The organism is Halomonas sp. G15 (genome assembly GCF_021282295.1).
Taxonomy (GTDB): Bacteria; Pseudomonadota; Gammaproteobacteria; order Pseudomonadales; family Halomonadaceae; genus Halomonas; species Halomonas alimentaria.
In genome coordinates, this window is sequence record NZ_JAJSPA010000008.1 from 75,233 (window position 1) to 88,289 (window position 13,057).

The window sequence follows — 13,057 nt, forward strand, 5'->3', positions numbered from 1 at the left end:
AGCCGGGAGTTCCGATGCCAATATGGCGATTAAACGCTTGTCCCAGCGGCCCGGAGGGCCGCCGTAGTCAGGAGTCGGTGATGTCCTCGATCCAGGTCAGCGCCGCGACACCGCGGGGCAGGCCCAGGGTGGGGATGGAAAGCATGGCCACCTGCTTGAGGGCCTCCGCGGTCTCCCCCTCCTCCAGTGCGCGGCGGGCATGGGAGTGCACGGCGCCCTCGGAGCGTGCGCCCACGGCCAGGGCCAGCTTCACCAGTCGGCGGGTACGCGCGTCCAGCGGGCCACTCTCGGCACAAGCCCTGCCCAGCTCGGCGTAGGCGCCCCACACCTCGGGGTACTGCTCGGCCACCTGACCGGCACCGGAGGGAAGATCCTGTTTCGACATGCCAAGTTCCTTCTGCGGATGAATGTGGCGTCAGTATAGGCCACTCGACCGGGGCCGCGTCACGCCAGCCAGGAGAGCGCGCTCTTGGTGATGGCCGCGCCCAGCATGTACAGGAACACCAGTACCGCCGCCACGCCGGCCACACCACGCACCGCCGGGCTTCGCCCGCGCTTGATCGCCAGCGTGCCCAGACCGATGTAGACCAGCAGGGCAATCAGCTTGGCGGCCAGCCAGGGATGCTGGTGGGGCCACAGCGAGAGCATCACCATCAGCACCACACCCAGCGTCAGCAGCAGCGTGTCGATGACATGGGGGGCGATCCTCACCCAGCGCGCCTGCAGCACCGGCGCCTCGCGCACCGACCAGATGGCGCGCAGCACGAAGAACAGGATGCTCAGGGTGGCGGCGGTGATATGCAGGTGCTTGATCAGGAAATAGTGTTCCATCGAGTCGCTCCGGGTAGGTGGTTATCCATCCTTGCCATCGGGGCGGGCCGACAGCAACGGCGCCGTATAGTGGAACAGGAAGACGCCATAGGCCAGGCACCAGAAGATGATCCCCAGGTTGTAGGTCCAGTGGGTGATCTGCGGGAACAGCACCAGCACCGGCGAGCGCAAGAGCGCAGCGGCCACCATCAGCGCGAGGGCCACGCCGATGCCGGGCAGGGTGCGGATGGGGCGTGCGGTATGGCCCAGCGAGACTCGCGCCATCATCGACAGCATCATGGTGCCCATGCCACCGATGGTCAGGGCGTGCAGCGCGGCATCCGCGCGGCTGCCGGCGAGCAGCGCCAGTGCCCACATGACCAGACCCACAGGGATGAAGGCATAGCTCAGGTGCAGCCCCCACAGCAGCGGCTCGCGCCAGCTGTGCTGGCCGCCCCAGCGCGACAGGCGTACGGCGTTGGCCAGCGCCGCCAGCAGCATCAGGCCGGCCAGCAGCGCCGGCGGCAGCGCCACGCCCAGGGCGAGGAGCAACTGGCCCAGCACCACCGCCATCACGCTGCCCAGGCTCGCGTACTCCAGGGTCGGAATCGGCGGCTTGCGGGTCAGCCCCAGGCGGTTGGCGGTGAACATGGCGATCACCCGACCGCCCACCACCACCATCAGCAGGGTGATCAGCAGCACCGCCAGGTGCGCGGCCGGGCGGATCAGCTCCGCCTCGCCGGAGAGCACGCCCAGGTGCATCAGCAGGTTGGCCAGGGTCAGCAGTCCCAGGGCCGGCAGGAAGATCAGGTTGCGCCAGCGCCGCGCACGGATCACCAGGCTCGCCATCACCGCCGCCACCACTGGCAGGAAGGCGATATCCACTGCCGCCACCAGCCAGCCTGGCAGCCCCATGGGAAAAGCCATCAGCACACGCGCCGCCAGCCACAGGGCGACCAGCCCCAGCAGCGGCCCGCCCTTGAGGCTGGGCAGCCCGGTCCAGTTCTGCACCGCGGTGAGCAGGAAGCCCGCCACCACGGCAACGGCAAAACCGAACAGCATCTCGTGCTGGTGCCAGAACATCAGTCCACCCTGCGGGCGCAGCAGGATATCGCCGTGCCAGAAGGCGAACCACACCACCAGGGAGAGGATGCTGAACAGCGCGGCGAGTAGGAAGAAGGGACGGAAGGCCAGGCGCGCCACCGCTAGCTGGGTCGGTGCGAAGGCGGTCTGGCTGGTGCGGGAGGAGGACATGTCGCGATACCCGTATGAGACGCTTGGATGGTGCCATTGTGCGCCGACGGGCTCGCGACTTCCATGACAGGTATCAAGAATGCTTCTTATGACGAGAGCCGTTCAATCCTGTCGCGAGCGAAGAGAGGCTGACCGCCGCCGGAACGCAGCAACCGGAGTTGACTGGCGGCTCAATGAGGATTCGACCGGGCCGGCGTTCCGGTACCGCCGGCGGCCAGGATATCGAGCGCAGCAAGGATTGTCGGCTTTTGTCCTCAGTGGCTGGTGCCCTCCTCGTACCTAGTCTTGTTCCAGACGTTGTACTTGCCGGAGGGCTTGCTCATCGGGATGCGCTTCTCCTCCTCGAGGGTCTCGGCGTCATAGACGATCACCGCGCCATCGTCTTCCCACAGGCTGAGCAGCAGCTTCTCGCCGTAGCGATCGAACTCCACGTGGGCGGCGGTCTTGCCGGGCTCGGGAATCAGCGTCTCGACGATCTCGAGGCTCTGCTTGTCGATGACATGCACCCGGTCGCGGTTGGGGCCGAAGAAGACGTCCGCCCAGACATAGGGCGAGTTGGCATGGCTGCGCATGAAGAAGCCGGGGCCATCGGTCTCGAGGGTCTTGATGACCTCCCAGCTGGTCATGTCGATGATCGATACCGCCGCCCGGGTCAGGTGGGGCGTCGCCATCACCCGACGCCCCTCGTGTTCCCAGGTGATGCCCGAGCCGAGGTGGGGCATCCCCTCCAGGGGCAGGTCGGCCACCTTCTCGCCGCTGTCCAGATTGACCACCATGCCGCCCTGGCCGCCCCGTGAGGCGCCGATGACGTGCTCGTAGTCGAGGTCGAAGAAGAAGTCATCGAGGTAGTCCGGGACCGGGATCCGCCGCACCCGGAAGTTGGGCGTGTCGTGGCCGCGTCGTGGCGCCAGCGGCGTCGCCATATGGCCGGTGGAGACCACCGGCTCGGTGGGCAGCGGCCAGGGAATCTCCCACACCTCCTCGATATCCTTCAGCGCGGCGATGAAGCTGCCCCGCGGCGGGGCGGCGTAGACGGCGCTGACCCGCGAGCTCTCGCCGTTCTCGCCCACCGCCGGATAGACCTTCATCAGGTCGAGGTTGTGAGCATCGAACAGCACCAGGCTGTGGGGCAGGTAGTTGGCGGCCATCACGTAGCGGCCATCCCCCGAGACGGCAATATTGCGCATGTTGATACCGGCGCGCACCTCGGCCACCACCTGCATGTTGTAGATGTCGTACTTGGTCACCCAGCCGTCCCGGGAGCCGAAGAACACGTAGCGTCCATCCGGGGTGTACTTGGGACCGCCGTGCAGGGCATAGCGGGTGGCGAAGCGATGAATCGGCTCGAAGGTATCGCCGTCGAGCAGGGTGGCGTGGTGGTCACCGGTCTCCACCACGATGAACAGGTTGAGCGGGTCGGCGTCGAAGCGCGGTTCGTCGGGCAGGCTGCCATCGGGATGGTGCACCAGCTGGCTGGCCAGGATCTCGTCGCGCCCCCAGCTCGGCTCCACCTCGGGCTCGCGGTAGATCCACTCGGCCAGCGAGGTGACCTGATCCTCTTCGAGCTGATCGGCAAATCCCGGCATCTGGCTGGCCGCACGGCCGTCACGGATCACCGCCTCGGCGGCCGCCGACTTGAGACGTGACAGGTTGCCCGGCAGCAGCGCCGGGCCGATACCACCCAGGCGGTCGGCACCGTGGCAGGAGGCACAGTGGGTCTGGTAGAGCGCCTCGGTATCCGCACCACCCCCGGCCAGGACGGCCGCGGGCAGCAGCATGGCAGCAGCCAGCAGCGGCAGGAGTCGCGGGATCATTGCGAGTCTTCCATGAACTGTCACAGGGCAATCCGCTCCAGGGCGGCACCCTCGATGAAGGAGGCCTCCTCCGGCGCGGGCTGGGCCAGGGTATCGGCCAGGCGCACCACCTCACCCACCACGATCAGGGTGGGCGGACGCAGCCCTTCCCTGGCGATGGTCTCGACCAGCTCGCCCAGGCAGGTGATGACCTGGCGCTGCTCGGGGGTGGTGCCACGCTCGACCAGGGCCACCGGGTGCTCGGCCGGCAGGCCGTGGCGCTGCAGCTCGCGGCGAATCAGCTCGGCATTGGCCAGGCCCATGTAGAACACCGTGGTCTGGTGCGGGGCGGCCAGCGAGGCCCAGTTCAGGGCCAGGTCGCCATCCCCCTTGCAGTGACCGGTGACGAAGGTGACGCTCTGGGCGTAGTCGCGATGGGTCAGCGGGAAGCCACCGTAGGCGGCACACCCCTGGGCCGAGGTGATGCCCGGCACCACGCGGAAGCCCACGCCATGCTCGATCAGCACCTCGGCCTCCTCGCCGCCGCGACCGAAGATGTAGGGGTCACCCCCCTTGAGGCGCACCACGCGGCGGCCCTCCCGGGCCAGGCGCACCAGCAGGGCATTGGTCTCGTCCTGGGTCAGGGCATGGCAGCGTGACGCCTTGCCCACGTAGAAGCGCCGCGCCCTGGGGCTGGCCAGGGCCAGCACCTCGCGGGAGACCAGGCGGTCATAGACCAGGCAGTCGGCCTGCTCGATCAGCGACAGGGCCCGCAGGGTCAGCAGGCCGGGATCGCCGGGCCCGGCGCCGATGATGGCCACTTCGCCGGACGCCAGCGGCGCCTCGGCCAGGTCATAGGAAACACGGTGTGACGGCATGGCGGTACTCCTCGCTAGCCTCAGCTGATCTCGACGGCCTGGATGGCCTCATGGGGTGGGGAGGAATAGGGTGCCGCCACCCGACGCTCGCCCCCCTCGGCGACGCCGATCTCGGCGTTGGTCAGGTAGCAGCCGGGATCCTCTTCCCAGGGATCTCCACTGACCTTCCAGGCACGCACCCGGGTATTGCCGTTGCAGATCGACAGGTAACGGCACTCGGCGCAGCGCCCCTTGAGCGGCCGCGGCCGCTGGCGGAAGCCGACCATCAGCGGGTCCTGCGTATCACGCCAGATCGTGGAGAAGGGGCGTTCGCGGACACTGCCCAGGTCGTGGTCCCACCAGAAGGTATCCGGGTGGACGTGGCCCAGGTTGTCGATATTGGCGATATGCTCGCCTGAGGCGTTGCCGCCCCAGTTGAGCAGCCGCTGCTCCAGGGCCTCGGCCTGGTCGGGGAAATGCTCCCGGGCCCACATCAGCAGGAAGGGGCCATCGGCATCGTTGTTGCCGGTGACGTACTCGCGCTCCACGCCGCGTTCGAGCTCATCGCGGCAGTGGTCGAAGAGCCGGGTCATGGCGTCGCGGGTCATCTGGTGCCAGGCGTCCTGCTTGCTGTGGCGCCGGCCGCGGCCGCCGTAGTTGAGGTGCGAGAGGTAGAACTTGTCGACATCATGCTCGTCGAGCAGGGCCAGGATATCGCCGAGCTGCTCGTAGTTCTCGCGGGTCAGGGTGAAGCGCAGGCCGACCTTGATGCCGCGCTCCTTGCACAGCTTCACCGCATGCATGGACTCGCGGAAGGCACCCTTCCGCTGGCGGATGACGTCGTGGGTCTCCTCGAGGCCATCGATGCTGATGCCCACGTAGTCGTAGCCGACGTCGGCGATCTCGTCGATGTTCTCCTCGGTAATCAGGGTGCCGTTGGTGGAGAGTCCGGTGTAGATCCCGAGCTCCCGGGAGCGGCGCGACAGCTCGAAGATGTCGGGCCGCATCAGCGGCTCGCCGCCGGAGAGGATCAGCGCCGGCACCCGGAAGGCAGCGAGGTCGTCGAGAACCGCATGGGCCTCGGCGTTGGAGAGTTCGCCGGCGAAGTCGATATCCGCCGAGGTGGTGTAGCAGTGCTTGCAGGTCAGGTTGCAGCGACGGATCAGGTTCCAGATCACCACCGGGCCGGGCGGCTTGCGCGCCGGAGGGATGGGACCCGGTTCCATCAGGCTCTTGATATAGCGGGTGACGCGGAACATGGCGTTCTCCTGCTGGGATTTGCTGTGCTGAGCCGCCGCGGCGGCGCGCGACTCAGCCCCGACGTTGGGTGTCCGTGGACGCATCGCTCGGCCGGCTGCCGGCCAGACGCAGCCCGGTCTTCTTGAGAATACGCGTGCTGTAGAGGATGCGGTGATCGCGACACGCCTCGCCCAGGCGCTCGCGCAGCACCGCGGCCTGGCGCTCGACCTCCTCCCGGCTGCGGCCATGCAGCATGGCGAACAGGTTGTAGGGCCAGTGCGGCAGGTGGCGCGGGCGACGATAGCAGTGGCTGACGCCCTCGATGGCGGCCACCTCGCGGCCCAGGCGGTCGATCTGGGCGTCGTCGACGTCCCACACCGTCATGCCATTGGCCACGTAGCCGAGCCGATAGTGGTTGGGCACCGCAGCGACCCGGCGGATCACCCCGCTTTCCTGCATGGCCTGCATGCGCTCGAGCACCTCGGCACCGCTCATGCCCACCTCACGACCCACCGCGCCCCAGGGGTCGGGGACCAGCGGCAGGCCGGCCTGGGTGGCCAGCACGATGGCACGATCAGCGGCATCGAGCCCCCCGGTATCCGGCGGCGGGGCAGCAGCCTCGATGGCTTCGCGGCGCGGCGCCGGCCTAGACGGGCAGGTGGAGACGGACATGGAACTCCTCCTCCTTGGGCATGTTGTAGACCGGCAGGCCGGTGGCCGCTTCGATCCCGGCGATGGTCTCGGAGATGCGTTCCCGCGTCTCGGTGGCCAGCACGAACCACATGTTGAGCTCGTGCTCGCGACGATAGTTGTGGGCCACCTCGGGGAAGGCATTGACGGTCGCGACGACCTCATCATAGTCGGATTCGGGTACCGCCAGCGCGGCCAGGGTCAGGCCGCCGCCCAGGCGCTCGGCGTGGTACATCGGGCCGAAGCGGCTGAGCACACCGCCCTCACGCAGGCGCTCCAGGCGATAGAGCAGGTCGCCCTCGGCGATGTCCAGCTCCTTGGCCACCGCCGCGAAGGGGCGTGCCACCAACGGCAGGCCATCCTGCAAACGGTTGATCAGGCGACGATCGACGCCGTCCAGGTCATCGAGGGTCATGCTGCCCCCTCACGCACGTAGCGGCCACCGCACTGGCGATAGGCATGGGTACTGAACAGCACGCGGTGCTCCAGGTCTCCCAGGCCCAGGCGCTCGACGATGGCCGCAAGCTCCGCCTCGACCCGCTCGCGACGGGCACCATGGATCATGCAGAAAAGGTTGTAGGGCCAGTCGGGCAGCCGCCGGGGACGACGGTAGCAGAGTGTCACGGCGGTCTCGTGGGCCAGGCGTCGGCCCACTTCGGCGACCCGCTCGTCGGGCACGTTCCATACCACCATGGCATTGGCCTGGATGCCCAGGCGGCGATGCTTCACCACCAGCCCCAGGCGCTTGATCATGCCGTCAGCCTGCCAGCGGCGGACGCAGGCCATCACTTGATCCTCGGCCATGCCGGCCTGTTCGGCCAGGGTGCGCCAGGGGCGCGGGACAAGCGGCAGCCCCTGCTCGAGCAGGCCGCGCAGGCGGCGCTCGGCCTCGGCCGAGGGCGCATGGCGGGCGGCGCCGGTGGCGGCGAACTCCAGGTCGTCGGTGGTCTTCATGCGCGCTCCAGCTCGGCCCAGGGAATGGGGAACGACAGGTCGATATGGTAGCCCTCGAGCATCGGCAGCCGCAGGATCGGCACGCCCAGGCATGCCTCCAGGGCGTCGAGCCGCGCCTCGAGCTCGGATTCGTCCGGTGCGGTCATCACGAACCACAGATTGAAGTCGTGTTCGCGGGCATAGTTGTGGTTGACGCCGGGGGCGGCGTTGATGAGCTCTGCGAAGGCATCGCGTTCGGCCTCGGGTACGGCCACGGCGGCCAGCAGGCTGGCGCCGGCCCGGGCATGGTCGAACACCGGCCCCACCCGGCTCAGCACGCCCATGTCCTGCAGGCGCTCGAGGCGTGAGATCACCTCGTCCTCACTGCTGCCCAGGCGTTCGGCAATGGTGTGGAAGGGGCGGGTACAGACCGGCAGGCCACGCTGATAGCTGTCGATCAGACGACGGTCCAGCGCATCGAGGTTTCGGGCCTGGTGAGTCGGGTCTTGGCTGTTCGGTGCTTGGCAATGCATTGGCACAGCTCACTTGCGGCGGGTGGCGGCGGGCTTGCGCCCGCCGCCGGGTCCCGATCAGTAGATGTCTTTCTGAGTGTTGATCACGTTGAACTTGCCGGTCGGGGTGACCAGCCGCTCGTCCTTGATCACGTGCTTCAGCTCGCGGGTCTCGTCGTCGACCACCACGATCGCGGAGGTGTCATCCATGGTGTTCCACACGGAGAACCACACCTCGTCGCCGGCCTGGTTGTACTCCGGCTGCACTACGCGCTTGGGCCCCTCACCCACATCGGCCCACTCGGCGATCGGCAGCACATCGTAGCCGGCCTCCAGGTCGTTGATGTCGTAGACCGCCACGCTCTGGCTGATCGCCTCGTTGGGGTTGAGCGCGGTGTCGACGTAGAGGTTGTCGGACTCCGGATGGGTCTTGATGAACAGCGAGCCGCCGCCCTGGCCTTCCAGGGTGCGTACCACCTTCCAGGCGTTGTCCGGATGCCCTTCCGGGTCGGTGCCGATCAGCTGGATGGTGGCGTCGCCCAGGTGGCTGGTGGCCCACACCGGCCCATGCTCGGGGTCGACGAAGTTGGCGCCGCGGCCCGGGTGCGGGATCTTGCCCACGTCGACGATCGCCTCGAGCTCACGCTCCTGGGCGTCGATGACCACGATCTGGTTGGACTCGTTGGCCGCGGTGAGGAAGTAGCGACCCGAGGCGTCCCAGCCGCCGTCGTGCAGGAAGCGCGAGGTGTCGATCTCGACGGTGGAGAGGGCGTCCAGGTTCTCGTAGTTCACCAGGCGGACCTTGCCGGTCTCCTTGATGTTGACGATGAACTCCGGGTGCTGGTGGGAGGCCACGATGGCCGCCACGCGGGGCTCCGGGTGGTACTCCTGCTCGCCGACGGTCATGCCGCGGGTGGCCACGATCTTCTTCGGCTCCAGGGTCTGGCCATCCATGATCACGTACTGGGGCGGCCAGTAGGCGCCGGCGATGGCCAGGTCATCCTCGTAGCCCTCGAACTTGGAGGTCTCGACGGAGCGCGCCTCCATGCCGATCTTGATGGTGGCGACGATGCTCGGGTCTTCCATCCACAGGTCGATCATGTCGATCTTGGCGTCGCGACCGATGACGAACAGATAGCGGCCGGAGGCGGACATGCGCGAGATGTGCACCGCATAGCCGGTGTCGAGGATCTTGACGATCTCCTTGGAGGCGCCATCGATCAGGGCGATCTGGCCGGCGTCACGCAGGGTGACCGAGAACAGGTTCTCGATGTCCAGGTCGTTCATCTGCTCGGTGGGGCGATCCTCGGGGGCGACCAGCACCTCCCAGGTCTCCTTCATGTCGGCCATGCCGAATTCGGGAGGCTGCGGCGGCTCGTGCATGATGTACTTGGCCATCAGCTCGACCTCATCCTCGGTCAGGTCGCCCGAGGTGCCCCAGTTGGGCATGCCGGCCGGAGAGCCGTAGTGGATGAACGCCTTGAGGTACTCGATACCACGCTCCTGGGTGATATCGGTGGTCAGCGGCTTGCCGGTGGCGCCCTTGCGCAGCACGCCGTGGCAGCCGGCGCAACGTTGGAAGTAGATCTCCTTGGCCTTCTCGAACTCCGCATCGGTCAGGTCCGGCGCACCGGGGGTGCGAACCACCTTCGCCGAGCCCGGATCCACGGCGGACTCGGTGCCCTGATAGGCGGCCTGGGTCTCGTCGAGATCCTTCTTGCCATCCTGGGCGTAAGCCGCGGTAATACCCAGCGCGACGGTGGTTACCGCCACGGCCAGGGGCTTGAGATACCAGTCTTTCTTCATCATCGTTCCACCTCTGTCATGATCCTTGAGTGCGCTGTCGCCAGGACATGGGCGAGTCATTGTTGTACTTCTCAATGGTGTACTTCGCCGGACGGCCAGCCGGCATCACACGGCCGATGACCTTCCTGCGCAGAGAGTGGCCCAATAACGCGCATAATTCATGCTCCTTTAATGCTCTCAGGCCCTCTATCCGGGGAGATATTGACCTGTATCAAAGCGCGGAACGGCTACCCACAAAGGGAAATTGAGCGCTTTTGGCTTAGCTGATAAGCACAGGCCTAGGAGACTTTCGTTGACGCCAATCAATGCGCGCCGACGCCCGGGCAGGGACACTCTCCCCAGCCCTTACCTCAGGAGTCGCCATGTTGCCGCCCCTTAACCTACGCTTCGCGCTGCTGGCCATGACCTGTGCACTGCCTCTCGTCGTCCAGGCCGAGACGCCACTCTCCGCCGAACGCGAGGCCGAGCTCGAGACCCTGCTCTATCAGGACTGCGGCTCCTGCCACGGCATGACCCTGCGCGGTGGCCTGGGCCCTGAACTGCCCAGGTCGCGCATGAATGCCTACAGCCAAGACGGCCTGGCCGCGCTGATCCTCCACGGCGTCGAGGGCACCGCCATGCCGGGCTGGGAGGGGCTTCTCACCGAGCAGGAGGCCCTGTGGCTCGCCGACCACCTGCAGAACGACAACCCCCTGGATGAGTAACGTCCTTCCCGATCACAAGGAGTGACCATGATCGCCCCTGCCCTTCTCAAGCCCCTCGCCGCCGTCTCGCTGCTCGCCCTGCTGGCCGGCTGCCAGGCGACCCCGACCGCCGAGCTGCGCGGCACCGGCGACCTCGGCGTGGTGGTGGAGCGCGCCACCGGCAGCCTCGCGGTGGTGGATACCAGCGAACGCCGCATCCTCGACCGGGTCGAGGGCCTCGGGGACCTCTCCCACGCCTCGGTGAAGTTCTCCCGTGACGCCCGCTACGCCTTCGTGTTCGGCCGCGATGGCGGCCTCAGCCGAGTCGACCTGCTTACCGGCGAGATCACCCACCGGGTGATCCAGTCGGGCAACAGCATCGGCGGCGCCGTCTCCCAGGATGGCTCGCAGGTGGCGGTCGCCAACTATGAGCCGGGCGGCGTGAAGATCTTCGACAGCGAGACCCTGGAGGAAGTCGCCGATATCCCCGCCACCTGGACCGACGAGAATGGCGAGGAGCAACGCTCCAAGGTGGTGGGCCTGGTGGATGCCCCCGGCAACCGCTTCGTCTACAGCCTGTTCGAGGCCGGCGAGATCCACCTGGTCGACATGCACGGCGATACCCCCGAGGTGACGCGCTTCACCGATATCGGCAAGGAGCCCTACGACGCCCTGATCGGCCCCAACGGGCGCTACTATATCGCCGGGCTGTTCGGCGAGGATGGCCTGGCGATGCTCGACCTGTGGCACCCGGAGCAGGGCGTCACGCGCATCCTGCCCGACTATGGCCGCGGCGAGGAGCGCCTGCCGGTCTACAAGATGCCCCACCTGGAGGGCTGGACCCTGGCCGGCGACGAGGCCTGGCTGCCGGCGGTAGGCCGCCACGAGGTGCTGGTCGCCGACAGCGACGACTGGTCACTGGTCGACCGTATCCCGGTCCATGGCCAGCCGATCTTCGTGATGCGCCGCCCCGACGAGCGCCAGATCTGGGTGAACTTCGCCCACCCCGACAACGACGTGGTGCAGGTGATCGATACCGAGTCCCGCGAGGTCGTCGCCACCCTCACGCCCGGTGAGGCTGTTCTGCACATGGAGTTCACACCCAAGGGAGAGCAGGCCTGGGTCTCGGCCCGGGACAGCGACCGGGTGGTGGTCTACGACACCCGCACCCTGGAGGAGGTCGCACGGCTCGACAGCGAGTCGCCAAGCGGCATCTTCTTTACCGACCGGGCGCACCGTATCGGGCTCTGAGGACCCGGCCACCCGAAGCAAGGAAGGCGCCCCGCGGGGCGCCTTCCGTCATCATGGCCTATGCGGCTAGCGCCGCACGTGCAGCGGCACCTCGGAGTAGCCGCCGGCGGGGTAAAAGGCGCGCACCGCGGGACGTGCCGGCAGCAGGGCGATATCGACGGTGGCGTCGAGCAGCGCGTCCATGAAGTCGTGAAGCTCCATTCGCGCCAGGGGCGCCCCGGGGCAGACGTGGATGCCGGCCCCGTAGAGCAGGTTGTCCTTGGGGTCGCGATCCAGACGCACCTCGTCGGGGTCGCCGAACACCGCCTCATCGCGGTTGGCCGAGCCCCACAGGAGCGTCAGGCGATCGCCGGCCTCGAGACGGCGGCCGCCGATCTCCACCGGACGGGTAGCAATGCGCCGGTTGGACATCAGAGGCGCATCGAGGCGCAGGATCTCGTCGATGGCCGCCGGCAGCAGGCGGCGATCGGCACGCAGCCGCCCCTGAAGCTCCGGATCGGCGGCCAGGTAGCGCATCAGGATGCCGATGCTTGCCGAGATGGTGCCGAGTTCCCCCACCGTCCAGTTGCGCAGGATGCTGACGATTTCCTCGTCGGCGAGCGCACGCTCCTCCACCGTCTCGTTCATGATCCGGGTGGTGACGTCGTCCGGCGCGTCATCGCCAGCCGCTCGGCGGAGTTCCAACTGTTCGCGGATCACGCCATCGAATTCCAGCGCCAGCTCGCCCAGCGCCTCGCGGTCCTGGGCCAGGGTGGCGGCCTGCTGGCGCTTCACCCAGGCGCGCAGCGGCTCGTGGAGCGCGGCGGGCCAGCCCATGAAGGCGCACTGGATCTCCAGGGCGAAGTCCTGTCCCATCTCGGCCATCGCTTCTACCTCACCGTCGGCGGGCAGACGGTCGACCACGGCCTCGGCGATAGCACGGCATTGCGGCGCAAACTCGGCCATGGCCTCGGGGCCGAAGTAGGGCTCGATGAGTCGCCGGAAGCGAGTGTGCTCGGGCGGGTCCATGGCGTTGGGCACCGACAGGTGGCGGCTCGCCGCGTTGCTGAAGGTCTCGTGGTCCTCGAGCACGCGCATCACGTCCGCATGGCGGAACAGCGACCACTGCAGGTAGTCGCTGAAGGCCACCGGGCAACGGTGGCGCATCTCGTCATAGGCGCTGATCTGGTCGTTCAGCGCATCCGCGGCGCGCGGGTCCCAGTCCTGCTGGTGCGTATCGCTCATGTCAT

At 67.6% G+C, this 13,057-nt stretch carries 14 protein-coding genes; 2 read left to right on the forward strand and 12 right to left on the reverse strand.

The features are described from left to right. Nucleotides 1-67: 67 nt before the first annotated feature. From LWH48_RS06025 to LWH48_RS06075, 11 genes are all read right to left on the reverse strand, one after another. A complete protein-coding gene (locus LWH48_RS06025) occupies nucleotides 68-385 on the reverse strand; it encodes a carboxymuconolactone decarboxylase family protein (RefSeq protein ID WP_232911849.1) in 318 nt (105 codons plus the stop codon). Nucleotides 386-444: 59 nt separating this feature from the next. Continuing rightward, nucleotides 445-831 carry a SirB2 family protein gene (locus tag LWH48_RS06030; protein ID WP_232911850.1) on the reverse strand — a complete coding sequence of 129 codons (387 nt, stop codon included), beginning with the start codon at nucleotides 829-831 and terminating at the stop codon, nucleotides 445-447. A 21-nt stretch (nucleotides 832-852) separates the two neighbouring features. After that, nucleotides 853-2,064, reverse strand: a complete 1,212-nt coding sequence (locus LWH48_RS06035) for an NnrS family protein (protein ID WP_232911851.1) — start codon at nucleotides 2,062-2,064, stop codon at nucleotides 853-855. Between the two features lie 254 nt (nucleotides 2,065-2,318). Beyond that, nucleotides 2,319-3,878 carry a nitrite reductase gene (locus LWH48_RS06040; RefSeq protein ID WP_269816121.1) on the reverse strand — a complete coding sequence of 520 codons (1,560 nt, stop codon included), beginning with the start codon at nucleotides 3,876-3,878 and terminating at the stop codon, nucleotides 2,319-2,321. Between the two features lie 20 nt (nucleotides 3,879-3,898). Further along, a complete protein-coding gene (gene cobA, locus LWH48_RS06045) occupies nucleotides 3,899-4,735 on the reverse strand; it encodes a uroporphyrinogen-III C-methyltransferase (RefSeq protein ID WP_161431688.1) in 837 nt (278 codons plus the stop codon). 20 nt (nucleotides 4,736-4,755) lie between these two features. Further along, nucleotides 4,756-5,973 (reverse strand): heme d1 biosynthesis radical SAM protein NirJ, encoded by a 1,218-nt coding sequence (gene nirJ, locus LWH48_RS06050; protein ID WP_232911852.1) that lies wholly within the window; start codon nucleotides 5,971-5,973, stop codon nucleotides 4,756-4,758. 52 nt (nucleotides 5,974-6,025) lie between these two features. Then, nucleotides 6,026-6,625, reverse strand: coding sequence for a siroheme decarboxylase subunit beta (gene ahbB, locus LWH48_RS06055; RefSeq protein WP_232911853.1), 600 nt, complete (start codon nucleotides 6,623-6,625; stop codon nucleotides 6,026-6,028). Then, nucleotides 6,600-7,058, reverse strand: a complete 459-nt coding sequence (locus LWH48_RS06060; protein WP_232911854.1) for an Lrp/AsnC family transcriptional regulator — start codon at nucleotides 7,056-7,058, stop codon at nucleotides 6,600-6,602. Before LWH48_RS06060 ends, ahbB (LWH48_RS06055) begins: the two co-directional genes overlap by 26 nt. Continuing rightward, nucleotides 7,055-7,597 carry a siroheme decarboxylase subunit beta gene (gene ahbB / locus LWH48_RS06065; protein WP_232911855.1) on the reverse strand — a complete coding sequence of 181 codons (543 nt, stop codon included), beginning with the start codon at nucleotides 7,595-7,597 and terminating at the stop codon, nucleotides 7,055-7,057. The genes LWH48_RS06060 and ahbB (LWH48_RS06065) overlap by 4 nt, the downstream gene beginning before the upstream one ends. Then, on the reverse strand, nucleotides 7,594-8,109 hold the full coding sequence (locus tag LWH48_RS06070; protein ID WP_232911856.1) for an Lrp/AsnC family transcriptional regulator: 516 nt from the start codon (nucleotides 8,107-8,109) through the stop codon (nucleotides 7,594-7,596). The genes ahbB (LWH48_RS06065) and LWH48_RS06070 overlap by 4 nt, the downstream gene beginning before the upstream one ends. A gap of 57 nt (nucleotides 8,110-8,166) precedes the next feature. Further along, the gene (locus LWH48_RS06075; protein WP_023007103.1) at nucleotides 8,167-9,897 is read right to left on the reverse strand and encodes a nitrite reductase; all 1,731 of its coding nucleotides are present in this window, start codon (nucleotides 9,895-9,897) and stop codon (nucleotides 8,167-8,169) included. 359 nt (nucleotides 9,898-10,256) lie between these two features. Here LWH48_RS06075 and LWH48_RS06080 point away from each other — a divergent pair, with 359 nt between their 5' ends. Continuing rightward, complete coding sequence (locus tag LWH48_RS06080) at nucleotides 10,257-10,598, forward strand: c-type cytochrome (protein WP_232911857.1); 342 nt, start codon at nucleotides 10,257-10,259, stop codon at nucleotides 10,596-10,598. A gap of 27 nt (nucleotides 10,599-10,625) precedes the next feature. Beyond that, on the forward strand, nucleotides 10,626-11,828 hold the full coding sequence (locus LWH48_RS06085) for a cytochrome D1 domain-containing protein (RefSeq protein ID WP_232911858.1): 1,203 nt from the start codon (nucleotides 10,626-10,628) through the stop codon (nucleotides 11,826-11,828). 66 nt (nucleotides 11,829-11,894) lie between these two features. On the opposite strand, the gene LWH48_RS06090 is transcribed toward LWH48_RS06085, so the two are convergent. After that, nucleotides 11,895-13,052, reverse strand: coding sequence for a cytochrome P450 (locus tag LWH48_RS06090; RefSeq protein ID WP_232911859.1), 1,158 nt, complete (start codon nucleotides 13,050-13,052; stop codon nucleotides 11,895-11,897). Nucleotides 13,053-13,057 lie beyond the last annotated feature (5 nt).